The organism is Saccharomonospora sp. CUA-673, from assembly GCF_001942305.1.
Classification (GTDB): Bacteria; Actinomycetota; Actinomycetes; order Mycobacteriales; family Pseudonocardiaceae; genus Prauserella.
This window is the reverse complement of record NZ_MKKE01000033.1, coordinates 1-23,681: the sequence shown is the minus strand read 5'-3', so window position 1 is coordinate 23,681 and position 23,681 is coordinate 1. Positions and strand designations below refer to the sequence as shown.

Genomic DNA, 23,681 nt, shown 5'->3' with positions numbered 1-23,681 from the left:
CGGCCCGACTCAGTCGTCGCCGCCGCCGGGGGGAAGGTTGTCGAAGACCTTCTTGCAGTCGGGGCACACCGGCGAACCGGGCTTGGCCGACTTGGTCACGGGGAACACCTCGCCGCACAGTGCCACCACGTGAGTTCCCGTGACCGCACTCTCGGCGATCTTGTTCTTCTTCACGTAGTGGAACACCTCGGGCCGGTCGTCCTCGGTGCTCTCGGTGCCTTCGGGGCGAGTGTCGACTTCGGGCAGCGTTGCAGTGCTCATAGGCACAGTTTGCCACCCACCGCCCGCGACGGGCGGAGGAGATAGGTCAGAATTGTCGCTCGTGACTCCTCCGCCCCGCCCCGCCGCGCCCCACTCAGCTGCCACCGCCGTGACCCCGTCGGCCGAGGTCGCCGACGCGTTGGCGACGGGCCGCGCCGTCGTCGCCCTCGAGAGCACGATCCTGTCGCACGGGCTGCCGCCGGGTCGCAACCTCGAGGTCGCCGCGCGACTGGAGGACACGGTGCGCGCAGCCGGCGCGGTTCCGGCGACGATCGCGGTGCTCGACGGCACCGCGCACGTCGGGCTCACCGGGCCGCAGCTCGAGCGCGTGTGCGCCGCCGACGCCGACCTCGACAAGCTCTCCGCGCGCGACCTGGGCCCGGCGATCGCCAGGGGCGAGTCCGGCGCGACGACCGTGGCCAGTACCTCGCTGTTGGCCCACGCGGCGGGGATCGGCGTGTTCGCCACCGGCGGGCTCGGCGGCGTGCACCTGCCGGCCCCCGGCGAGACGGCCACGTGGGACGTCTCGGCCGATCTCGGCGTGCTCGGCCGCACCCCGGTGCTGGTCGTGTGCTCGGGGATGAAGTCGATCCTCGACATCCCGGCGACGCTCGAGGTCCTGGAGACCGGTTCGGTGCCGGTGCTCGGCTACGGCGTCGACGAGTTCCCTGCGTTCTACCTGCGCTCGTCCGGACTGCCGGTGCCGCACCGGGTCGACGACCCGGCGCAGGTCGCGGCCGCCGTCGCCGCGCACCGCGCGTTGTCGGCAGGCGTGCTGACCTCGGGTGTGCTGCTGGCCAACCCGATCCCCGAGGCCGCCGAGATGGACCGCGGGCTGCACGACCGGCTGTTGGCCGAGGGGCTCGCCAAGGTCGCCGACGAGGCCGTGACCGGCGCCGACGTGACGCCGGCGCTGCTCGAGCACTTCCACACCGCCTCGGGCGGCGTCAGCCTCGACGCCAACGAGGAGCTCGTCGTCGCCAACGCGGAGCTGGCCGCCCGCGTCGCGGTGGAGCTGGTGCGATGAGGATCGTCGTGGTCGGGGACGCCGGCCTGGACGTCGTCGCCCGGCACGAGGGTCCGCTCGTGCACGGCGGGGACACCCGCGCGCGGGTCGGGCTGACCGGCGGCGGGGCGGGCGCCAACACCGCGCTGTGGCTGCGCGCGGCGGGCGCCGAGCCGGTGCTCATGGCCCGCGTCGGCGACGACCCCGGCGGCCGGCTGCTGCGGGCCGAGCTGGAGTCCGCGGGTGTGACCTGCGCCTTCGCCGTGGACCCGGACGCGACGACGTGCTGTGTCGTGGTGCTCGTCGACCCCGACGGTCAACGCACGATGCTGCCCGACCGCGGGGCGAACAAGCGGTTCGTCCCTGCCGACGTCGACGACACGGCGCCGGCGGCGTTCGCGGGAGCCCGGCACCTGCACCTGTCCGGGTACGTGCTGCTCGACCCGTCCTCGCGCCCCGCGGGTCTGGCCGCGTTGGCGGCTGCCCGGGCCGCGGGCCTGACGACGTCGGTGGACCCGCAGGCGGCCGCGCTGATCACCGATCCGGAGAGGTTCCTGGCCGACGTCCGCGGCGTCGATCTGCTGCTGCCCAACGCCGACGAGCTGGCCGCACTCACCGGCGACCGCTCCCCCGCCTCGGCCACGGCGCTGCTCGAGCACGTCGGGGCGGTCGCGGTGACGACGGGGCTCGACGGCGCCAGCTGGGTCGAACCCGACGGCATCCACGGGGTGCCCGCCCGACCGGCGCACTGCGTGGACAGCACCGGTGCGGGCGATGCGTTCAACGCGGGCCTGCTCACGGCGTGGCTGCGCGACGAGGACGTCACCACCCGGCTGGACGCCGGCGTGCGCCTCGGCGCCGCCGTCGTGGGCCAGGTCGGCGCCCAGCCCACCCCGGCAGCGCTGCAGGTCTGACCGGCGGACCCGGGCTCAGTCCGCGTCGGTTCGGCGGCCGGAGGCCGCCTCCTCCTCGGTGGCCCCGCTCGCCGGGGCGCTCACGTCGATGACCTGGTGTGTCGGGTCGAGCGCCGGTTCGGGCGTCGCCTCGATCGCACGGTGCTGCCGCCGGTACTTGTTGACCTCCTCCGCCTTGCGCGGAGGACGGTCGTTGGCGATCAGCACCGCGATCCACGGCAACGGAACCGACAACAACAGGATCGCCACGGCCAGCCACCAGGTCTGGTAGAAGACGCCGGCCAGGATCAGGCACGGGAAGCGGAAGCTCATCGTGATGAAGTACTTGCGCTTGCGATCCGCGAGCTCGTCGTCGTAGGAGGGCGCGGCCTCGGTGATCAGAACCGGGTCACCGGACCTGTCGCCGCTGTCGCCGGCCGTGCTGTGTTCGCTCACCGACCTCACCTCCATCGCTCCATCGTCCCACCGCCGCCGACGTGAGCACAGGCGGGGAGCACCACGGAAATCGGACATGCGGGGGTCGGACATCTCACCCCGCAGCCGGGGAATACCCGCACGCTCCCCCCGGGCACCGCGAACACGCCGTGGCGTGCCTACGCCGCGCCTCGGCCGGGCGCGGCGTGCAACGATGACCCACTGTGAACAGTCCCCACAGCAGCGCCGACAACACCACCCCGAGCCGCCCGCAGCGCGACACCTCGGCGGGCGCGTCCGTGCCCGACCTCACGCCCGACGTCCTGACGCGCCTGCGCGAGGCCTTCCGCCGCTGCGGTTACGACGCCGACGGTGTCGTGTCCGTGCTGGGCGGTGCGGCGCACGCCGCACTCGGCCGCGGTGAGCCGCTGCCCGCACTGCACGCGAGTTCCGGGGCCGGCCAGCTCGGCGCGCTGATCCGACTGTTCCTGCTCGGCCGCCCCGAACCGGCCGACTCCGTCGTGGCCGCGTTCGCGCCACTGTCGACCGACGACGCCGTCGCCGCGGGCATCCTCGTGCCGGAGGGCGACGCGGCGTTCCGGGCGGGCCTGGACATCCGTCCGCACGGCGACGACGAGGGTTCGTGGTGGGTCATCGCCGACCTCGACTCCGACCACAGCGGCCGGCCCGTCGACCGGGAACACGTGCTGGGCGTCGGCCACGCGTCGCTGAGCCTGGTGCGTGCCACCAGCAGGCGTCCGGTCGGCTCGTTGCTCGACCTCGGCACCGGCAACGGCGTCCAGGTGCTGCACGCCGCGCGGCACGCGGAGCGGATCACCGCGACCGACGTGTCCCCCCGCGCGCTCGCGCTCGCCCGCGCGACGTTCACGCTCAACGAACTGGACGTCGAGCTGCTGGAGGGCGAGTGGTTCACACCGGTCGCGCGCCGGAAGTTCGACCAGATCGTCTGTAATCCGCCGTTCGTGGTCGGCCCGCCGCGGGTCGACTTCACCTACCGCGACTCCGGGCTCGGCGGGGACGACGCGAGCGCCCTCGTCGTCCGGCAGCTGCCGTCGCTGCTGACCGACGGCGGCGTGGGCCAGCTGCTGGCGTCGTGGCTGCACGTCGGCGACGAGGACTGGTCCGATCGCGTGACCCGCTGGCTGCCGCACGGCACGGACGCCTGGTTCGTGCAGCGCGACGTCGCCGATCCGGCGCTCTACGTGGGCACCTGGTTGCGCGACGCGGGGATCGATCCGCGTTCGCCGGAGGGGCTGGCCAAGGCCGAGGCGTGGCTGGAGTGGTTCGCCGCCCACGACGTGCGCGGCATCGGGTTCGGTTTCGTGACGCTGCGCAAGACCGACGGCACGCCGACGATCGTGTGCGAGGACCTGCGCCAGGCCTACGACGACCCGCTGGGCGCCGAGGCCGCGGCGTGGCTGGACCGGGTCGACTGGCTGCGGCCCCGCGACGACGAGGCGTTGCTGGGCACGGCGCTGCGGGTACCGGACACCGTCGTGCTCGAACGCATCGACGCGCCGTCCGACGAGGGTTGGGAGCCCACGGTGCGCCGGTTGCACCGCATCGACGGTCCGGGCTGGCAGCACGAGGTGGACGAGTTGGCCTCGGCGCTGCTGGCGGGCTGCCGCGGGATGCTGCCGCTCGAGGACCTGCTCGAGTTGCTCGCCGCGGCGCACGGCGAGGACGTCGACGAGCTGCGCGACGCGGCCGTGCCGATGGTCCGCGAACTCGTGCGGCACGGCATGCTCGAACCCGCCGACGGTTGGCAGGAGGGTGCGCAGCGGTGAAGGCGGTCGTCTCCCGGGTCGCCGAGGCGAGTGTGACCGTCGACGACACGGTCGTCGGCGCCCTACCTCAGCCAGGTTTGTTGGTATTGCTCGGAATTCACCGTGACGATACATCCGACAAAGTCGACACGATGGCGCGGAAACTGCACGAACTGCGGCTGTTGCGCGGCGATTCCGACAGCAGCGGTGACACGGGAGGCACGGGCAGCGAGGAATCGGCGGCAACACTCGGCGCGCCGCTGCTCGTGGTCAGTCAGTTCACCCTCTACGGCGACACCCGCAAGGGCAGGCGTCCATCGTGGACGGCCGCGGCCCGCCCCGAGCAGGCCGAACCGATGGTCGAGGCCGTCGTCGAGGCCCTGCGTGCCCGCGGCGCGCACGTCGAGACCGGCCGCTTCGGCGCCATGATGCAGGTCCACAGTGTCAACGACGGCCCGTTCACCGTGCTGGTCGAACTCTGAACCCACAATCGCGGTCGCTCCCCCGACCCGCCTGCCCGACCCCGCTTCCCGACCCGCAATGGGCGCTGCTCAAACGCGGGAGTGACCCGTTGCACAGCAACCGAAAACGGCGGGAACGATTTCGCATGGGTCGACGTTGTTCGAGGTAACCGGCCACGAAGCCGGCCGGTGCGTAACAGTTCCACAGGCTTGATCGACTGCTTGAGAGAACCCACGCGCGGCAACACACAGGCGGCGGGCACACCGCACGCGCCGCGGGGCACCACACGCGAGCCCGCCATCCGGGGAGGCAGAATGACCGTCCAGACTCTCGAACGTGACGCCGGTGGCATCCGCCGCGAGCACAGCACGCGTTCCGGCAACGCGGTGCCTGCTCCCGACACGATGTCCACGCCGACCGCGGACGCGCCCGTCGCGGACGTGGTATCCACCGTCGACACGGTCGCAGCAGTGGACACGGTGAACGCGGTGGACACGGCGGACACGGCCGTCCCCGCGCCCCCTGCCGTGGGGGACCTCGACGCGCAGGGCCCGTCGGCGGACCTCGTGCGGGTCTACCTCAACGGCATCGGCAAGACGGCACTGCTCAGCGCCTCCGAGGAGGTCGACCTCGCCAAGCGCATCGAGGCCGGCGTCTATGCCCAGCACCTGCTCGACACCGCCGAGGACGCGAGCGACGAGCGCCGCTGGGAGCTGCGCATGGTCGCCCGCGACGGGCGCCGCGCGAAGAACCACCTGCTGCAGGCGAACCTGCGGCTGGTCGTGTCGCTCGCGAAGCGCTACACGGGCCGCGGCATGCCGCTGCTCGACCTGATCCAGGAGGGCAATCTGGGGCTCATCCGCGCCGTCGAGAAGTTCGACTACGCCAAGGGCTTCAAGTTCTCCACCTACGCGACGTGGTGGATCCGCCAGGCGATCACCCGCGGCATGGCCGACCAGGGCCGCACGATCCGGCTGCCCGTGCACCTCGTCGAGCAGGTCAACAAGCTCGCGCGCATCAAGCGGGACCTGCACCAGAAGCAGGGCCGGGAGGCCACCAACGAGGAGTTGGCGGCCGAGTCGGGCATCGCCGTGGAGAAGGTGGCCACCCTGCTCGACCACGCCCGCGACCCGGTGAGCCTCGACATGCCCGTCGGTAACGAGGAGGACGCCCCGCTGGGCGACTTCATCGAGGACTCCGAGGCCGCCGACGCCGAGAGCAGCGTCATCGCCGGGCTGCTGCACGACGACCTGCGCCGCGTGCTGGGCACGCTCGACGAGCGCGAGCAGAACGTCATCCGCATGCGCTACGGGCTGGGCGACGGCCAGCCGCGCACGCTCGACCAGATCGGCCGGCACTTCGGCCTCTCGCGCGAGCGGGTGCGCCAGATCGAGCGCGAGGTCATGACCAAGCTCCGGCAGGGTGAGCGCGCCGACAAGCTCCGCGCGTACGCCAGCTGAGGCACCGGGCGACGCACGTCACGCGCCCCGCTCCACCGCAGCTCAGACGCTGGTTCGGACATTTTCTGCGCGACCGACGCAACCTTATCCGCCGCCGGACGTCTTCCTAGTGGGGTTAGGGCAGCGTGGCATGCACGTCCACGGAGCATGTCACTGCCTGTAGAAGGCCGGGTCCCTCGGGGTGGGACCCGGCCTTCGTCCTTGCGTGATCTGCATCGCGCGCGGTGATCCTGGCCGCCCGTGGCCGTCGTAATCCGTTGTACGGTCGACTCGTTTCGTGAGTTGACCGCCACCACCGCGCGCAATGGAGCAGACGGAGCAGCCGTGACCTCTTCCCCCCAGTTCGAGTACACCGACGTACTGCCGCTCGGCAAGGACACCGAGACCGAATACCGGCTCGTGACCGCTGACGGCGTCCGGACCGTCGAGGCAGCGGGACGCACCTTCCTCGAGGTCTCCCCCGAGGCGCTCACGACCCTGGCGCGTACGGCCATCACCGACATCCAGCACCTGCTGCGCACCTCGCACCTACAGCAGCTGCGCTCGATCGTCGACGACCCGGAGGCCAGCGGCAACGACCGGTTCGTCGCGATGGACCTGCTGCGCAACGCGGCGATCTCCGCCGGCGGCGTGCTGCCGATGTGCCAGGACACCGGCACGGCGATCGCCATCGGCAAGCGCACCGAGGGTGTGCTCACCGGCGGTCACGACGAGGAGGCCGTCTCCCGCGGCATCTTCGAGGCCTACCGGGACCTGAACCTGCGCTACTCGCAGATGGCGCCGGTGAACTTCTGGGAGGAGCGCAACACCGGCACGAACCTGCCCGCCCAGATCGAGCTGTACCACAAGGACACCGGCGACGAGGCGGCCAAGACCGACCCGTCGTACGAGTTCCTGTTCATGGCCAAGGGCGGCGGCAGCGCCAACAAGACGTTCCTGTACCAGGAGACCAAGGCCGTCCTGAACCCGAAGCGCCTGGCGAAGTTCCTCGACGAGAAGCTGCGCAGCCTCGGCACCGCGGCCTGCCCGCCGTACCACCTGGCAATCGTCGTGGGCGGCATGTCGGCCGAGTACAACCTGAAGGTCGCCAAGCTCGCCTCTGCGCGCTACCTGGACGACCTGCCCACCGAGGGTTCGCCGCTCGGTCACGGCTTCCGCGACACCGACCTCGAGCAGCAGGTCCTGGAGATGACCCGTCAGTTCGGGATCGGCGCCCAGTTCGGTGGCAAGTACTTCTGCCACGATGTCCGCGTGATCCGCCTGCCCCGGCACGGCGCGTCCTGCCCGGTCGGCGTCGCCGTGTCGTGCTCGGCCGACCGCCAGGCGAAGGCCAAGATCACCTCCGAGGGCGTGTTCATCGAGCAGCTGGAGCGCGACCCGGCGCGGTTCCTGCCCGACGTCACCGAGGAGGACCTGTCGGACGAGGTCGTGTCGGTCGACCTGAACCGTCCGATGGACGAGATCCGCGCGCAGCTCTCGCAGCTGCCGGTGAAGACGCGGCTGAGCCTGACCGGCCCCCTGGTGGTGGCGCGCGACATCGCGCACGCCAAGATCGCCGAACGGCTCGACGCCGGCGAGGAGATGCCGCAGTACCTGCGCGACCACCCGGTGTACTACGCGGGTCCGGCGAAGACCCCGGACGGCTACCCGTCCGGTTCGTTCGGTCCGACGACCGCGGGCCGGATGGACTCGTACGTCGCCCAGTTCCAGGCCGCGGGCGGTTCGATGGTGATGCTGGCGAAGGGCAACCGCTCGAAGCAGGTCACCGAGTCGTGCCGGCAGCACGGCGGGTTCTACCTGGGTTCGATCGGCGGCCCGGCGGCGCGACTGGCGAAGGACTGCATCCGCAGCGTCGAGGTCCTCGAGTACGCCGAACTGGGCATGGAAGCGGTGTGGAAGATCGACGTCGAGGAGTTCCCGGCGTTCATCGTCATCGACGACAAGGGCGGCGACTTCTTCGCCGAGACCTCGGAACCGGTCCTGCAGATCTCGTTCCGCTGACGGCTGGTTCCACGGCTTCTGCCACCACCGGCTGCTGGTTCCGGGCGTCCGCCCGCCCACCCCCGCTGCGGGGGTGGTGGGGTCGGGCGGACGCCCGGACGTCACTGCGCGAAATGCTGCGCGAGCCGCTCCAGGGACTTGGTGATGGCGGCCTTGTTACGGCCCGGAATGGGCGAACGGTCGAAGACGAACGCGAGGCGCGCCGGCGCCCAGTCGAACGTCTCGGTCACCTCCGTCGTGCCGTCGTCGTTGGGGCTCAGTTCCCAACGCCACCGGTGGCCGTAGAAGTGCCGCCACGCGATGAGCCGGTCCTTCTCGTACTCGACGACCGTGTTGGTGATGCGGTACGGCAGGCCGAGCTTCATGTCCATGCCGAAGCGCGAGCCCAGTTCGAGTTTCGGCGGATTGGCGCGACGTGCGCGCTGGATCGTGTCCGACCCGTCGACGATCGCGTGCTTGTCCGGGTCGGTGAGCAGCGCGAAGATCTCCGGCGCGGACGCGGCGATGGTGCGGCTGCCACTTACCTGTCGTGTCATGCACCCACGCTACGACACTGTTGATCTCCCGTTCCGCTTGATCATTCCTTGCGGGTCGTGTGCTCCAGCACGAGCGTCCGCTCCCCCAGCGGCGCGTCGAGGCCGACCTCCACCGGCGGGTACCGCATGTCCATCGTGCACATCATCTGGTCCGCGGGTTCGGTCTCGACGAGCAGCACGGTCACGGTGTCGGCGTTCTGCTCGGTGACCTCGGCACTCGCCTTCCCGCAGCCGCCCTCCTGCGCGGTGATGCTCAGCGAGCGGCCCTGGGCGGTGACGTCCTGCGGGTAGCCGTCGGGCAGACCCCGACCGTTGAGCTGGTCCTTGTCGACGGGGCCGTCCTGGGCCTCGTGGTCGGCGGGCTGCTTCTTGAGCGCCTCCGACGCCGATTCCGACGGCGCGTGGCCACTGCCGGGCTGCTGGTCGGCAGGACCTTGCGCGCAGCCCGCGAGCACGAGCGCACCGAGGGCGGCTCCGGTGATCGTCGCTTTCCATCTCATGTTCGTCCAGACGTAACGGGCGCCGGGTTAGGTTGCACGGGATGACCGGAGATCGACTCGCCCGAGGACTGGGCACGCGGCAGGCCGTCGTCGTCGGCGTGAGCGCCATGATCGGGGCCGGTGTGTTCACCGCGTTCGCCCCCGCGGCCGATGCGGCAGGTGCGGCACTGCCGCTGGCGTTGGTGCTGGCCGCGGTGGTGGCGTACTGCAATGCGACGTCGTCGGCGTGGCTGGCGGTGCGCTACCCGGAGTCGGGCGGCACGTACGTCTACGGCCGCGAACGGCTCGGGCCGTTCTGGGGGTACCTCGCCGGCTGGGGTTTCGTCGTCGGCAAGACGGCCAGTTGCGCGGCGATGGCCCTCGCGGTCGTGGCGTACGCGGCGCCGAACCTGGACGGGCCGTGGCCGGGTCTGCTGGCGGCGGCCGTCGTGGCGGCGTTGACGGCGTTGAACTACCACGGGGTGCAGCGGTCGGCCCGGGCCGCGGCGGTGCTGGTGACGATCAGTCTGCTGGTGCTGGCGGCCGCCGTCGTCGCCGTGTTCACCGTGGGCGAGCCGGAGGCGCGCGGTCTGGATGTCACGACAGGTGCCGGTCCGCTGGGCGTGTTGCAGGCGGCGGGTCTGTTGTTCTTCGCCTTCGCCGGGTATGCGCGCATCGCGACGCTCGCCGAGGAGGTCCGCGACCCGGGGCGCACGATCCCCCGTGCCGTGACGTGGGCCCTGGGCCTCGTGCTCGTCGTGTACGCCGCGGTCGCGGTCGCCCTGCTGGTGCAGCTGGGCCCGGAGGGCATCGCCGCCGCGCAGGATCCGGTGGCCGAGGCGGTCGCGTCGACAGGACTGACCGCGCTGGTGCCGCTCGTGCGGATCGGCGCGGTGCTCGCCGCGCTGGGCGCGCTGTTGGCGCTCGTGCTGGGCGTGTCGCGGACGGTGCTGGCGATGTCGCGGGACCGGCACCTGCCCCACAGCCTGGCGGCGGTGCACCCGCGGCACGGCGTGCCGCATCGGGCCGAGATCGTGGTCGGCATCGTGGTGGCGGTCGTGGCCGCGACGGTGGACCTGCGCGAGGCGATCGGCTTCTCGTCGTTCGCGGTGCTGGTGTACTACGCGATCGCCAACGCCAGCGCGTTCACCCTCGGCCACCGCCTCGTGCCGACCGTCGGCCTCACGGGCTGCGTCGTGCTCGCGGCCACCCTGCCCGGCATGTCCGTCCTCAGTGGACTAGCAGTCCTGGCAGCCGGCGCCCTTGCCTACGCTGTCCGCCGCCGCCGCTAGCTCCCGAGGGCCCCATAGTCGCGTTGAACGCGACTAATCTTCTTCGCGCCGGTGGGGCCCTCGGGAGCTCCTCCACGCCGGGGTCAGGACTTGTCGATCTCGGTGAGGCGGGTGACGGCGTCGGTGAAGCCCGAGGCGAGGTCGGCAACGACGTCGGCGACGGGGCGGACCTCGTTCATGCGACCGACGATCTGGCCGACCGGCATCGACACGACCGACGGGTCGGACGAGGCGTGGATGCGGTTGTGCGCCGGTGCGACGAGCAGGTTCTGCAGCGGCATCGGCAGCGGTTCGGGCGCGTCGGGTTGCGACCACGCCTCGGTCCAGCGCGTCTTCAACAGCCGCGCGGGCTTGCCCGTGTAGATGCGGGTGCGCACCGTGTCGGCCGACGTGGCCGCGACGAGCGCCTGCTGCATCGGCTCGGACTCCGGCATCGTCTCCAGGTACTCGCGGGTGGCGAGCCAGATCGAGCCGGTCCAGACCCCTTCGGCCCCCAACGCCAACGCCGCCGCGGCCTGCCGACCGGAGCCGATGCCGCCCGCCGCCAGCACCGGTGCGCGGTCGCCGACAGCGTCGACGATCTCCGGCAACAGCACCATCGACGCGATCTCACCCGTGTGCCCGCCGGCCTCGTGGCCCTGGGCGACGACGAAGTCCACGCCGTTCTCGACGTGCCGCACGGCGTGCTCGGCCTTGCCGGCCAGCGCCGCCACCGGTACGCCCTTGTCGTGGGCCTGGGCGATCACGTCGGCGGGCGGCGAACCGAGCGCGTTGGCGATCAGCGCGATCGGATGCTCCAACGCCACCTCGACGTGCGAGCGGGCCACCGAGTGCAGCCAGCCCAGTACACCGTCCCGGTCCTGACCCTCGCCCAGCGCCGGTACGCCCAGCTGCTCGAGGGTCCGGTCGACGAATGCCCGGTGCTCGGCCGGAATCAACGTCGTCGGGTCGATGCCCTTGACCTCGTCGGGCACCTTCGCCGGCATCACCACGTCGACGCCGTACGGTTTGCCGCCGGTGTTGGCGTCCATCCACCCGAGCACCTTGTCGAGCTCGTCGGCATCGTTGAACCGCACACAGCCCAGCACGCCGAGTCCGCCCGCCCGGCTGATCGCGGCCGCGACGTGCTCGGACGGGGTGAAGCCGACGATCGGCAGATCGATGCCGAGGGTTTCGCACAGGGACGTGCGCATCACGTTCCTCCTCGTGGAGCTCGCGTACTCGGGTGGACTCGACCGCTCACGCGGTGACCCGCTCGGTGTCCGGATCGGACGCGGTGGCGTGGCGTTGGGCCCACGGGTAGTCCGGTTTGCCGCTGGGGAGCCGTTCGACCTGGTCGACGATCCACACGCTGCGGGGCACCTTGTAGCCCGCAAGCTGACCGCGGACGTGGGCCTCCACGGCGTCCAGGTCGAGCGTCGCACCCGGCCGCGGTTCGACGACGGCGCCGACCCGCTGGCCCATCCGCTCGTCGGGAACGCCGATGACGAGGGCGTCGAAGACGTCCGGATGCGATTTGAGCGCACCCTCGACCTCCTCGGGGAACACCTTCTCGCCGCCGGTGTTGACGCACTGCGAACCCCGGCCGAGCAGGGTGACAGTACCGTCGGCCTCGTAGCGGGCGTAGTCGCCGGGCACGACGTACCGCGCGCCGTCGACCTCCACGAAGATCGTCTCGCTCTTGGCCTTGTCCTTGTAGTAACCGAGCGGAACGTGCCCGCGCCGGCCGATCCGCCCCACCGCGCCCGGCTCGGCCGGTACGACGTTGCCGTCGTCGTCGAGCAGCACCGCGTCCTTGCCGAAGTTCACCCGCGGCCCGGCCGAGTGGTCGGCGTCGCGCGCCATCATGCCGATGCCGGTGAATCCGCTCTCCGACGAGCCGATCGCGTCGGTCAGCACGAGGTTCGGGAACTCGGCCAGGTACTCCTGTTTGACCGACTGGGAGAACAACGCCGCATGGCTGGACACGGCGACGATCGAGGAGGCGTCGTACGTGCCGCGGCGGTAGGCGTCGAGCAACGGCCGCGCCATCGCGTCGCCGACGATGGTGACGACGTTGACGCGGTGCTGTTCGATCGCGCGCCAGATGTCGTCGGCGTCGAACTGCGGGACGAACACGACCGTGCCGCACGCGAAGAGGGCTCCGAACGCCGCCCATTGCGCGGCGCCGTGGATCAGCGGCGCGGCCGGCAGGCGCACCATGGCCCCGTCCCGACCCTGCTCGGCGAGCGTCCACTCGTCGGGGACGTACTCGCCGCTGAGGAAGTCGATTCCGCCGCCGAGGGCACGGAAGACGTCCTCGTGGCGCCACATGACGCCCTTCGGATATCCCGTCGTGCCGCCGGTGTAGAGGATGTAGAGATCCTCGCCGCTGCGGGCCGGGAAGTCCCGGTCGGGACTGCCGGACGCCATGGCGTCCTCGTAGGCCGTCGAACCGGGTGGGACATCGTTGTCCGACCCGTCCTCGACCACGAAAACATGTTTCAGTTTCGGCAATCCGTCCCGAACGGCGACGACCTTGTCGGAGTACTGCCGCTCGTGGACCAGCGCGACAACGTCGCCGTTGTCGAGCAGGTAGGTCAACTCCGCCTCCACGTAGCGGTAGTTGACGTTGATCGCGATCGCCCGCAGCTTGTACGCCGCGAACATCGCCTCGATCATTTCCAGTGAGTTTCGGGAGTACACGCCGATGTGATCACCCGTGCCGACTCCGAGGGACGCCAGGTGGTGCGCGAGCCGGTTGGCCCGCTCGTCCAGTTCGGTGTAGGTCAGGCTCCGATCGCCACAGATGACCGCGGTGCGATCGCCCGCGACGTCGACGGCGTGCTCCAGCAGGTCTGCGATATTGAAGGCCACGACGACCAAAGTAGAACATGTTATCGTTCTGGGCAATAACCTCTGACAAACCCCGACAAACCCCCGACATCCGGCAGCATCCTCGAAGCGGAAGCGAGGCGACATGACCGAGGCGCACGCTCTGGTGGAACAACGCGGGCACACGCTCGTGGTGACGCTCAACCGTCCGGAGGCGCGCAACGCGCTCACGGCCGACATGTTGGCGATCATGTCCGAGGCGTGGGACCGGGTGGACTCCGACACCGAGATCCGCAGCTGCGTCCTGACCGGCGCGGGCGGGACGTTCTGCGCGGGCGCGGATCTCAAGGCGATGCGCAGCAACCGTCCGTCCGACGCGTTCGAACAGGGCACGTTCGACCCGAGCCGCATGGACGGACTGCTCAAGGGCCGCAGGCTGACGAAACCGCTCATCGCGGCCGTCGAGGGGCCGGCCATCGCGGGCGGCACCGAGATCCTGCAGGCCACCGACATCCGCATCGCCGGCGAGAGCGCGAAGTTCGGCGTGTCGGAGGCGCGGTGGGGTCTGTTCCCGCTCGGCGGGTCGGCGGTGCGCCTGCCGCGGCAGATCCCCTACACGGTCGCCGCCGAGATTCTGTTGACCGGCAAGCACATCACGGCCGCCGAGGCCCGCGACATCGGTCTCGTCGGCCGCGTCGTCCCGGACGGCACGGCGCTGGAGCAGGCGCTCGAGGTCGCCGACGCGATCGCAGCCAACGGGCCGCTCGCCGTGCAGGCCATTCTGCGCACGATGCGCGACACGGAGGGCATGCACGAGGAGGAGGCGTTCAAGCTCGAGTCCCAGTACGGGGTGGGCGTGTTCGCCAGCGAGGACGCCAAGGAGGGCCCCCGCGCCTTCGCGGAGAAGCGCACCCCGAACTTCCGCGGCCGGTAAGAGCTCCCAGGGGCATAGTCGCCATCAAATTCTGCCGCGCGTCAGCGCGTCGTCGGGGGGTGGCGGTCGGGCGACGGGTGGGCGCGACTATGGGGCCCCTGGGAGCTTCTCAGATGGCGCGGTCGCGGCCTTCCCAGTAGGGGTCGCGAAGCGGCGCTTGTAGAGCTTGCCGTTGGGGTCGCGCGGGAGGGTGTCGCGATAGTCGACGCTGCGGGGCAGTTTGAACTTCGCCAGCCGACCGCGGGCGTAGTCCAACAGCTCCTCGGTCAGCGCCTCGGACGGCTCGACGCCCTCGGCCGGCTGCACGACCGCCTTGATCTCCTCGCCCCAGTCGTCGTGCGGCACGCCGAACACCGCGACGTCGGCGACCTTCGGGTGCACGGCGAGCTCGCCCTCGATCTCGGCCGGGTAGATGTTCACCCCGCCCGAGATGATCACGTCGCTCTTGCGGTCGTGCAGGTACAGGTAGCCGTCCTCGTCGAGATGCCCGACGTCGCCGAGGGTGAACAGCTCCCCCACGCGCGCGCGTTCGGTCTTCTCGCGGTCCTTGTGGTACTCGAACCGCGACCCGCCCATCTGCATGTACACGGCACCGACCTCGCCGGCGGGCAGTTCGTTGCCGTCGTCGTCGAGGATCCGCACGGTCGAGTTCGGCCACGGCCTGCCCACCGATCCGGGCTTGCGGAGCCACTCCTCGCCGCTGATCACGGTGCCGCCGCCCTCGGTCGCGGCGTAGTACTCGGTGACCACCGGACCCCACCAGTCGAGCATGCGCCGTTTGATCTCGTCCGGACACGGCGCGGCGCCGTGGATCATCACGCGCAGCGACGAGACGTCGTACCGCAGCCGGGTCTCGTCCGGCAGCGCCAGCAACCGGCGGAATTGGGTGGGCACCATGTGGCTGTGCGTCACGCGGTGCCGCTCGATGAGGCGCAGCATCTCCTCCGGGTCCCAACGGTCCATGAGCACCGCGGGATGCCCGAGCTGGATGGAGATCGCGACGAAGTTCAGCACCGCCGTGTGGTACAGCGGCGAGCCGCACAGATGCACATGCCCGTCGAACGGCGTGATGCCGAACAGCGCGAAGAACCCGCTGGAGGCGAGCGGCACCTCGTCCGGGTCCGCGCCGGTCAGCGGCCTGCGTACACCCTTCGGCCGGCCCGTCGTGCCCGACGTGTAGAGCATCGGGGATCCGGCGGTGCGCCGCTCGGGCCGCCCGTCACCCTCCCCCGCGCCGAGCTCCTCGATCCGACGGAAGCCCTCGACCGCACCGACGGCGAACCGTCCGCCGGCGTCGACACCCGCCTCGTCGGCGGCGGCGATCGCGGTCTCGGCGAACCGCTCGTGGGCGAGGAACGCCTTGGCCTCGGAGTCGGTCAACAGGTAGGCGACCTCGGGTCCGGTCAGGTGCCAGTTGGCCATGACGACGTAGAGCCCGGATTGGATGGCCGCGAAGTACGCCGCGACGAGTTCGACGCCGTTGGGCTGAAGCACGACGATCGCGTCGCCGGTCTCCAGCCCGAGCGCCTGCAGGCCCCGTGCGTAGGTGTTGGCCTTGGCCGCGAGGTCTCCGTAGGTGATCTCGGCGCCGTCGGGATCGACGGCGGCCACCAGTTCGGGACGCTCGGCCGCGATGTTCCACAGCCCGGTCGTCTCGGTTGCAGGGTCGGTCCCGGATCGCTCGGCGCTCGTCGACGTCATACCGCAAATCTAGAACTCGTTCCACTTTCGGGCAACCCTACGCACACATAAGGCGATGCCGCTTGCCGAGCAAATAGAGAACGTGTTTCACTTCTGGCTGTGACTGCTGTCGAATCCGAGACGCCTGAGTCGCCCGAGATCCCGCTGTCGGCCCCGCTCGACGTGGGCTTCGACTACACCCGATCGGTCGGGCCCGTCCTGGGCCGGTTCATGACCGAGCTCGCGCGGCGCCGCATCGTCGGCGTGCGCGGCTCCGACGGGCGTGTGCACGTCCCCCCTGTGGAGTACGACCCGGACACGGCCGCGCCGCTGACCGAGTTCGTCGACGTCGGCGAGGAAGGCACAGTCGTGTCGTGGTCGTGGCTGCCGGCACCGCTGGCGGGCCAACCGGTGCAACGACCGTGCGCCTGGGCACTGATCCGCCTCGACGGGGCCGACACCGCCCTGCTGCACGTCGTCGACACCGGCGGCGATCCGACATCCATGCACACCGGACTCCGCGTCCGGGCGCGCTGGGCCGCCGAGCCGGTGGGGCACATCCGCGACCTCGCCTACTTCGTGGCCGTCGAGCACCCGCCCGCCGACGACCCGCCCACCGAGGCGCCGCCACCGGCCGGGAAACGCGCGAGCGACGGCACGGGCGGCACCGACGGGGACGGGGACGGGGACGGGGACGTCACCACGATCGTCACCCCGGTGCATCTGAACTACGAACACACGGCGTCGATCGAGGAGAGCCGGTACCTACGCGCACTCGCCGAGGGGCGCCTGCTCGGCCGGCGCTGCCCGGCCTGCACGAAGGTCTACATCCCGCCGCGCGGCTCGTGCCCGACGTGCGGGGTGCCGACCACCGACGAGGTCGACCTGCCGGACACGGGCACCGTGACGACGTTCTGCATCGTCAACGTCCCGTTCCTCGGTCAGACCATCACGCCGCCGTACGTGGCCGCCTACGTCCTGCTCGACGGCGCGGACATCGCCTTCCTGCACCTCGTCCTCGGTTGCGAGGCCTCCGAGGTGCGCATGGGCATGCGGGTGCGGGCGGAGTGGAAGCCGCGCGAGGAGTGGTCGACGACCCTCGAGAACATCGCGCACTTCGCGCCCACCGGCGAGCCCGACGCACCGTACGACTCGTACGCCCACCACCTGTAGGGAGGCCAGCCATGACGGATGTCGCGGTGGTCGCGTTCGCCCAGGCACCGAACGTGCGGCGGACCCACGGCACCACCAACGGTGTCGAGATGCTCGTGCCGATCTTCGACGAGGTCTACACCAGAACCGGACTGTCCAAGAAGGAAATCGGGTTCTGGTGCTCGGGTTCGTCGGACTACCTGGCGGGGCGGGCGTTCTCGTTCATCTCCGCGGTCGACGCGATCGGCGCGTTCCCGCCGATCCACGAGTCCCATGTCGAGATGGACGCCGCCTGGGCGCTGTACGAGGCGTGGCTCAAGATCCGGATGGGCGAGGTCGACACCGCGCTCGTCTACGGCTTCGGCAAGTCCTCGGCGGGCGAGCTGCGCAAGGTGCTGTCGATGCAGTTGGACCCGTACACGGTCGCTCCACTGTGGCCGGACTCGGTGAGCATCGCCGCGTTGCAGGCACGGATGGGCCTCGACGCCGGGCTGTGGACCGAGAAGGACCTGGCCGAGATCGCCGCCCGCAGCAGGCGGGACGGCGCCGCCAACCCGCGCGCGCAGCTCGGCGGCGAGACCGACGTGGCGACCCTGCTCGCGGCCGAACCGGTCGCCGATCCGCTGCGCGCCCACGACATCGCCCCGGTCACCGACGGTGCGTCCGTCGTCGTCCTGGCCTCCGCGGAGCGCGCACGGGACCTGACCGAGCGGCCCGCCCTGATCACCGGCATCGACCACCGGGTCGACACCCCGGCGCTCGGCGCGCGCGACCTGACCGCCTCGCCGTCCACCCGCATCGCCGGGCAGGTCGTCGGCACCGACGGCGTCGAGGTCGCCGAGCTGCACACCCCGTTCACCCACCAGGAGCTGATCGTGCGCACCGAGCTCGGCCTCGGTGAGGACGTGCGGATCAACCCGTCCGGCGGGACGCTCACCGGCAACCCGATGTTCGCGGCCGGACTCGCCCGCATCGGCGAGGCGGCCCAGCGCATCCTCGACGGCGACGCCGGCCGCACGCTGGCGCACGCCACGAGCGGACCCGCTCTGCAACAGAACCTGGTCACCGTCCTGGAGAGGGGCTGAGCAATGAACGGTCGGGGCATGGCCACCACAGCGCCGGGAGCGCAGACGTCCGGTGCGAAGCAGGGCGGCCGCAAGTACCGCGCCGCGGTGCTGGGCACCGGGCAGACGCACCATCGCAGCAAGCGCGCCGACGTGTCGATGCCGGGGCTGCTGCGTGAGGCCGTCGACCGTGCCATGGTCGACGCGCAGGTCGACTGGGCCGACATCGACGCCGTCGTCGTCGGCAAGGCGCCGGACCTGTTCGAGGGCGTCATGATGCCGGAGCTGTTCCTCGCCGATGCGCTCGGCGCGAACGGCAAACCGCTGTTGCGCGTCCACACCGCGGGATCGGTCGGCGGGTCGACGGCCCTTGTCGCGGCGAGCCTCGTGCAGTCCGGTGTGCACCGCAGGGTGCTGACGGTGGCGTACGAGAAGCAGTCCGAGTCGAACGCCATGTGGGCGTTGTCGATCAAGGTGCCGTTCACAATGCCGGTCGGTGCCGGCGCGGGCGGCTACTTCGCGCCCCATGTGCGTTCGTATCTGCGCCGGTCGGGCGCCCCGGAGCACGTCGGTGCGATGGTGGCGGCCAAGGACCGTCGCAACGGTGCGCTCAACCCCCACGCGCACCTGCGCCAGTCCGACATCACCGTCGAATCGGTGCAGGCCTCGCAGATGCTGTGGGACCCGATCCGCTACGACGAGACCTGCCCGTCGTCCGACGGTGCGTGCGCGATGGTCATCGGTGACGAACAGGCCGGCGACGCGTGCGAGTCGCCTGCGTGGATCCGTGCGACGTCGATGCGCACCGAGCCGACGACGTTCGCCGGCCGTGACCAGGTCAACCCCCAGGCCGGACGCGACGCGGCCGCCGATCTGTGGCGTCAGGCGGGCATCACCGACCCGGTGTCCGATGTGGACGTCGCCGAGATCTACGTGCCGTTCTCCTGGTTCGAGCCGATGTGGCTGGAGAACCTCGGGTTCACCGCGGAGGGCGAGGGCTGGAAGCTCACCGAGTCCGGCGAGACGGCGCTCGGCGGACGTCTGCCCGTGAACCCCTCGGGCGGGGTGCTCTCGTCCAACCCGATCGGGGCGTCGGGGATGCTCCGGTTCTCCGAGGCCGCCAAGCAGGTCATGGGCCGGGCGGGCGACTACCAGGTCGACGGTGCCCGCACGGCGCTCGGCCACGCCTACGGCGGCGGTTCGCAGTACTTCTCCATGTGGCTCGTGGATGCCGACAAACCCGAGTGACCCACTCCCCCGCAACACGAACAAGGCGGGCGCACCCTTCGGAGGATGCGCCCGCCGTTGTCGTTCGCGCCCGGTGGCGTGAGGCCTACTCGTAGGCGACCTCGTAGTGCTTGATGCCGTTGAGCCACCCGGAGCGCAGCCGGTCCGGTTCGGACACCTCGTGGATGTTGGGCATGGCGTCGGCGATGGCGTTGAAGATCAGTCGATCTCGAGCAGCGCCAGGTTCGCGCCGATGCAGTAGTGCGCCCCGGTGCCGCCGAAGCCGACGTGCGGGTTGGGGTCGCGGGTGATGTCGAACGTCTCGGGCTCGTCGAAGACGTCGGCGTCGAAGTTGGCCGAGCTGTAGAACATCGCGACCCGGTCGCCCTTGCGGATGTGCTGGCCGCCGAGCTCGGTGTCGGCCGTGGCCGTCCGTTGGAACGCCACGACGGGCGTCGACCAGCGGACGATCTCGTCGGCAGCGGTCGAGGGCCTTTCGCGCTTGTACAGCTCCCACTGGTCGGGGTGGTCGAGGAACGCCTTCATCCCGTGAGTGATGGCATTGCGGGTCGTCTCGTTCCCGGCGACGGCCATGAGGATGACGAAGAAGCCGAACTCGTCCGAGGCCAGCGACTCACCGTCCACATCGGCCTGGACCAGCTTCGTGACGATATCGTCGGTCGGGTTCTGGCGGCGTTCCTCGGCCATCGCGAACGCGTAGCTGACGAGCTCGGCCGACGCGGCCATCGGGTCGACCTCGTACTCGGGGTCGTCGTAGCCGACCATCTGGTTGGACCAGTCGAAGATCTTGAGCCGGTCCTCCTGCGGGATGCCGATGAGGTCGGCGATGGCCTGCAGGGGCAGTTCGCACGCCACGTCCTCGACGAAGTCGCCCGTGCCCTTCTTCTTGGCCTCGGCGACGATCGCGTGGGCACGTTCGCGCAGGCCCTCCTCGAGCTTGTTGATCGCCCGAGGCGTGAAGCCCTTGGACACGATGCGACGCAGCTTGGTGTGCTGCGGGGCGTCCATGTTCAGCAGCACGAGGCGGTTGGCGTTGAGGCCGTCCTCGTCCATGTTCTCGTCGAACCGCACGATCGCGGTCTTCTCCCACGACGAGAAGAGCTCGCTGTCCTTGGACACCGCCTTCACGTCCTCGAGGCGGGTCACGACCCAGAAGCCGTCGTCGCCGAAGCCGGCGATGTTGTGCGGCTGGTCGTTCCACCACACGGGCGCGGTGCGCCGCAGCAACGCCAGCTCGTCGAGCGGCAGTCGCCGCGCAAGCAGATCGGGATCGGTGAAGTCGAAACCTTCGGGCAACAGCGACGTCGTCATGCGCCGGACCTCCGCGAACAGCCGTCATGGAACTCGTTCTACTCGACCGAGTGAAGCACACGGGGTTGCCACCGAGAAGACCCAAAGTGAAACCCGTTTACTGAATCGATTGAGGGCCTCTGACCGCGAACGGTGACGACGTCGCCACTCCCACCTCGGATGTCGCAATCCTTGCCCCGAATAAGAACATGTTCTACTTTCGGTGTTGCTGGTGTTGTGCCGAGTCGTGTCGAGTGCTGTCGAGTCCGAAGGAGCTGCGCCGTGGGCGATCCCGTGATCGTGGAGGCTGTCCGTACCCCGATCGGTAAGCGTGGTGGGGTGTTGGCCGGTGTGCATGCGGCCGAGTTGTTGGGTGCGGCGCAGGCGGAGGTGCTCGTGCGCGCCGGCGTCGATCCGACGTTGGTGGAGCAGGCGATCGGTGGTTCGGTGACGCAGTTCGGTGAGCAGGCCGGCAACGTGACGCGCACGGCGTGGTTGCATGCGGGCCTGCCCGAGGAGTGCGGCTCGACGACGATCGATGCGCAGTGCGGTTCGGCGCAGCAGGCGACACACCTGGTCGCGGGCCTGATCGCGACGGGTGTGATCGACGTGGGCCTGGCGTGTGGCGTGGAGGCGATGAGCCGGGTGGGGCTCGGTGCGAACGTGGGTGATCCGGCCACGCGCGTCCGCCGGGTTGGTCGATCGATATGCCTGATCAGTACGGCGCGGCGGAGCGGATCGCCGTGCGGCGCGGGTTGACGCGCGAGCAGTTGGACGCGTTCGGGTTGGCGTCGCAGCAGAAGGCTGCGGCCGCGTGGTCGGAGGGCCGGTTCGATCGCGAGACGATGCCGGTGAAGGCGCCGGTGTTGGGCGCGGATGGTGCGCCGACGGGTGAGCATCGGGTCGTGGAGCGGGATCAGGGTCTTCGGGAGACGAGCCGGGAGGCGTTGGCGGCGTTGAAGGCGGTGGTTCCCGATGGTCTGCACACGGCGGGTACGTCGTCGCAGATTTCCGATGGCGCGTCGGCGGTGTTGTTGATGGATGCCGACCGGGCGCGTGAGCTGGGTGTTCGCCGGCGCGCGCGGATCCGCGCGCAGGCGTTGGTGGGTGCCGAGCCCTATTACCACCTGGACGGCCCGATCCGTGCGACGGAGCGGGTGTTGACGCGGGCGGGCATGACGGTCGGCGATGTGGATCTGTTCGAGGTCAATGAGGCGTTCGCGTCGGTGGTGTTGTCGTGGCAGCAGGTGCATGAGCCCGATCCGGCCAGGGTGAACGTCAACGGCGGCGCGATCGCGTTGGGCCACCCGGTCGGCAACACGGGCACGAGGTTGTTGACGACGGCGTTGCACGAGTTGGAGCGCAGGGACGCGGAGACGGCGCTGGTGAGCATGTGCGCGGGCGGCGCGCTGTCGACCGCGACGATCCTCGAGCGGATCTGAGGCGTCGAGCGTTCAGAACGGCGGCGGCGAGTCGTCGGGGTGGGGCGATCGCGGTGGCAGGACGGTTTCGCGTTTGTCGGTGCAGGTCACGCCGAGTGGTGTGGTGACCGACGACGTGCCGTGGGTGGGGTCGTAGTGGTTGAGCCAGCCCGGGGCGTTCTTGAGCCGGTGGTGCCGGCGGCAGCGCGGTGCGGCGTTGGCGGTGGAGGTCGTGCCTCGGTCCTTGGACCACTGCTGCTGGTGGTCGAAGTCGCAGTGCCGGGCGGGACGCCGGCACCAGGGGACGACGCACATCCGGTCGCGCACCTGGACGAGCTTGCGGATCGTCGAGTTCGGACGATACGAGGTGCGGCCGAGGTCGACGGGGTTTCCGGTGGCCGGGTCGCACAGCACCTTGCGCCAGATCGACTTGGGGTTCGTCATGATCTCTCGGGCGTAGGCAGCCGGGATTGGTCCGATTCCGTCGATCGATGCGCCGGACTCGGACATCGACAGGGCGGTGTCGATGGGCATGTGCAGGTACACCATCGCCGCCGACTGCGGCACGGTCACACCGGGATCGTTGCCGAGCAACAGGTCTGCGAAGACATCGACGCGAAGCTGGTCGAGGTTGCGTGACGAGTCGGAGAGCCGCAGCTTGCGCGCCATGGCGTCGACCCGCGCGTAGGCGGCCGAGGCAACGTCGGAAGGAAGATCGACCGACAACCGCGACTGGGCATAGACACCGTGATCAAGCGCGACCTTCCGCCCCTCGTGCGCCATGCGAGCCGCAGCAGTCTCAGCCCCGGGATCGACTTGCTTGACGATCTGCGAAGCATGCCAAGCCATATTCCGAGGCTGCCACGCAGTAATCGACAACCGCGAGAGCTTTTCCTCAAGTAGCCGATCAACCTCAAGAGCATCAGAATCAGAAATCGGCGCAACCACATTCAGCACCCGCTCGGCGCAATACCGATCCACCTGACCCTCGCGCATCGACTGCAACAGTCGAGGCATCCGATAAGTCAGAGCCAAAGCGGTGTGAATCCGATCCAAAACCCCCTGAGGCGACAACCGAAGCTCCGGCGCCAACGCCTCAGCCACGACCGCCGCTCCAACGAATCAGACGACGACCCATCATCCACCGAGGCCAGAAACGACACCTCAGCAGCATCAGACCGAGCCCGCAAAGCAAGCACCGACCGAGCCGACTCAACAATCCCCTCAACATCCCTCACAACACCCATATACCGAACAAATGACCCCACTAACTCACCCACATGAATGACACAAAACCACGCAAAGTAACCCCAATACCGTCACCACAAATACCGCCAACGCCGAAGCGAAGCAAGGCCAAAACCGCACCCCCCCCACGCACACAACAAACCCGTCCCCGGAGTGTCATCCCGTCGACCTGAAACCGAAACCATCACGCTCCAGGCAGGGCGCAACCCGAAACAAAA

General features: G+C 70.1%; 18 protein-coding genes and 3 pseudogenes. 12 read left to right on the top strand and 9 right to left on the bottom strand.

What is annotated here, in order from left to right; all coding sequences use genetic code 11:
- Positions 1-9: 9 nt before the first annotated feature.
- A complete protein-coding gene (locus tag BJF85_RS15315; protein WP_075848404.1) occupies positions 10-261 on the bottom strand; it encodes a DUF3039 domain-containing protein in 252 nt (83 codons plus the stop codon).
- Between the two features lie 109 nt (positions 262-370).
- Here BJF85_RS15315 and BJF85_RS15310 point away from each other — a divergent pair, with 109 nt between their 5' ends.
- Together BJF85_RS15310 and BJF85_RS15305 are read left to right on the top strand one after the other, a co-directional pair.
- The gene (locus tag BJF85_RS15310; RefSeq protein ID WP_075848717.1) at positions 371-1,288 is read left to right on the top strand and encodes a pseudouridine-5'-phosphate glycosidase; all 918 of its coding nucleotides are present in this window, start codon (positions 371-373) and stop codon (positions 1,286-1,288) included.
- Complete coding sequence (locus BJF85_RS15305) at positions 1,285-2,181, top strand: carbohydrate kinase family protein (protein WP_075848402.1); 897 nt, start codon at positions 1,285-1,287, stop codon at positions 2,179-2,181. Before BJF85_RS15310 ends, BJF85_RS15305 begins: the two co-directional genes overlap by 4 nt.
- A gap of 15 nt (positions 2,182-2,196) precedes the next feature.
- On the opposite strand, the gene BJF85_RS15300 is transcribed toward BJF85_RS15305, so the two are convergent.
- A complete protein-coding gene (locus tag BJF85_RS15300) occupies positions 2,197-2,631 on the bottom strand; it encodes a DUF3099 domain-containing protein (RefSeq protein WP_075848400.1) in 435 nt (144 codons plus the stop codon).
- 263 nt (positions 2,632-2,894) lie between these two features.
- On the opposite strand from BJF85_RS15300, the gene BJF85_RS15295 reads away from it, so the two are divergent.
- The 4 genes from BJF85_RS15295 (at position 2,895) to BJF85_RS15280 (ending at position 8,305) form a co-directional block, all read left to right on the top strand.
- Positions 2,895-4,403, top strand: coding sequence for a class I SAM-dependent methyltransferase (locus BJF85_RS15295; RefSeq protein ID WP_075848716.1), 1,509 nt, complete (start codon positions 2,895-2,897; stop codon positions 4,401-4,403).
- On the top strand, positions 4,400-4,864 hold the full coding sequence (gene dtd, locus BJF85_RS15290; protein WP_075848398.1) for a D-aminoacyl-tRNA deacylase: 465 nt from the start codon (positions 4,400-4,402) through the stop codon (positions 4,862-4,864). The genes BJF85_RS15295 and dtd overlap by 4 nt, the downstream gene beginning before the upstream one ends.
- 294 nt (positions 4,865-5,158) lie before the next feature.
- Positions 5,159-6,304 carry a sigma-70 family RNA polymerase sigma factor gene (locus BJF85_RS15285; protein WP_255375663.1) on the top strand — a complete coding sequence of 382 codons (1,146 nt, stop codon included), beginning with the start codon at positions 5,159-5,161 and terminating at the stop codon, positions 6,302-6,304.
- Between the two features lie 324 nt (positions 6,305-6,628).
- The gene (locus BJF85_RS15280; protein WP_139320654.1) at positions 6,629-8,305 is read left to right on the top strand and encodes a fumarate hydratase; all 1,677 of its coding nucleotides are present in this window, start codon (positions 6,629-6,631) and stop codon (positions 8,303-8,305) included.
- A gap of 101 nt (positions 8,306-8,406) precedes the next feature.
- Here the strand turns inward: BJF85_RS15280 and BJF85_RS15275 are convergent, their stop codons facing one another.
- Both BJF85_RS15275 and BJF85_RS15270 read right to left on the bottom strand, forming a co-directional pair.
- Positions 8,407-8,841, bottom strand: a complete 435-nt coding sequence (locus BJF85_RS15275; RefSeq protein WP_075848394.1) for an SRPBCC family protein — start codon at positions 8,839-8,841, stop codon at positions 8,407-8,409.
- A 41-nt stretch (positions 8,842-8,882) separates the two neighbouring features.
- Positions 8,883-9,341, bottom strand: coding sequence for a hypothetical protein (locus tag BJF85_RS15270; RefSeq protein ID WP_075848392.1), 459 nt, complete (start codon positions 9,339-9,341; stop codon positions 8,883-8,885).
- A 41-nt stretch (positions 9,342-9,382) separates the two neighbouring features.
- Here BJF85_RS15270 and BJF85_RS15265 point away from each other — a divergent pair, with 41 nt between their 5' ends.
- Entirely contained in the window at positions 9,383-10,612 is a 1,230-nt protein-coding gene (locus BJF85_RS15265) for an APC family permease (RefSeq protein WP_075848390.1), read from the top strand.
- 83 nt (positions 10,613-10,695) lie between these two features.
- On the opposite strand, the gene BJF85_RS15260 is transcribed toward BJF85_RS15265, so the two are convergent.
- Positions 10,696-11,805 carry a nitronate monooxygenase family protein gene (locus tag BJF85_RS15260; protein WP_075848388.1) on the bottom strand — a complete coding sequence of 370 codons (1,110 nt, stop codon included), beginning with the start codon at positions 11,803-11,805 and terminating at the stop codon, positions 10,696-10,698.
- Between the two features lie 46 nt (positions 11,806-11,851).
- The gene (locus BJF85_RS15255) at positions 11,852-13,468 is read right to left on the bottom strand and encodes an acyl-CoA synthetase (protein WP_075848712.1); all 1,617 of its coding nucleotides are present in this window, start codon (positions 13,466-13,468) and stop codon (positions 11,852-11,854) included.
- A 103-nt stretch (positions 13,469-13,571) separates the two neighbouring features.
- Here BJF85_RS15255 and BJF85_RS15250 point away from each other — a divergent pair, with 103 nt between their 5' ends.
- A complete protein-coding gene (locus BJF85_RS15250) occupies positions 13,572-14,360 on the top strand; it encodes a crotonase/enoyl-CoA hydratase family protein (protein ID WP_075848386.1) in 789 nt (262 codons plus the stop codon).
- Positions 14,361-14,469: 109 nt separating this feature from the next.
- Here BJF85_RS15250 and BJF85_RS15245 read toward each other — a convergent pair.
- A pseudogene (locus BJF85_RS15245) lies at positions 14,470-16,061 on the bottom strand (acyl-CoA synthetase).
- Between the two features lie 99 nt (positions 16,062-16,160).
- Here BJF85_RS15245 and BJF85_RS15240 point away from each other — a divergent pair.
- From BJF85_RS15240 to BJF85_RS15230, 3 genes are read left to right on the top strand one after another with little or no spacing between them, the layout of a single operon-like run.
- Entirely contained in the window at positions 16,161-17,213 is a 1,053-nt protein-coding gene (locus tag BJF85_RS15240) for a Zn-ribbon domain-containing OB-fold protein (protein WP_075848384.1), read from the top strand.
- 11 nt (positions 17,214-17,224) lie between these two features.
- Positions 17,225-18,277: a thiolase domain-containing protein gene (locus tag BJF85_RS15235; protein ID WP_075848382.1), complete on the top strand. Its 1,053-nt coding sequence runs from the start codon at positions 17,225-17,227 to the stop codon at positions 18,275-18,277.
- Between the two features lie 18 nt (positions 18,278-18,295).
- Complete coding sequence (locus BJF85_RS15230; protein ID WP_255375662.1) at positions 18,296-19,504, top strand: thiolase domain-containing protein; 1,209 nt, start codon at positions 18,296-18,298, stop codon at positions 19,502-19,504.
- Positions 19,505-19,589: 85 nt separating this feature from the next.
- Here the strand turns inward: BJF85_RS15230 and BJF85_RS15225 are convergent.
- A pseudogene (locus tag BJF85_RS15225) lies at positions 19,590-20,815 on the bottom strand (cytochrome P450).
- Positions 20,816-21,076: 261 nt separating this feature from the next.
- On the opposite strand from BJF85_RS15225, the pseudogene BJF85_RS15220 reads away from it, so the two are divergent.
- Positions 21,077-22,236, top strand: a pseudogene (locus tag BJF85_RS15220) (steroid 3-ketoacyl-CoA thiolase).
- A gap of 12 nt (positions 22,237-22,248) precedes the next feature.
- On the opposite strand, the gene BJF85_RS15215 reads toward BJF85_RS15220, so the two are convergent.
- Complete coding sequence (locus tag BJF85_RS15215; RefSeq protein WP_075848380.1) at positions 22,249-23,319, bottom strand: HNH endonuclease signature motif containing protein; 1,071 nt, start codon at positions 23,317-23,319, stop codon at positions 22,249-22,251.
- Between the last annotated feature and the right edge of the window lie 362 nt (positions 23,320-23,681).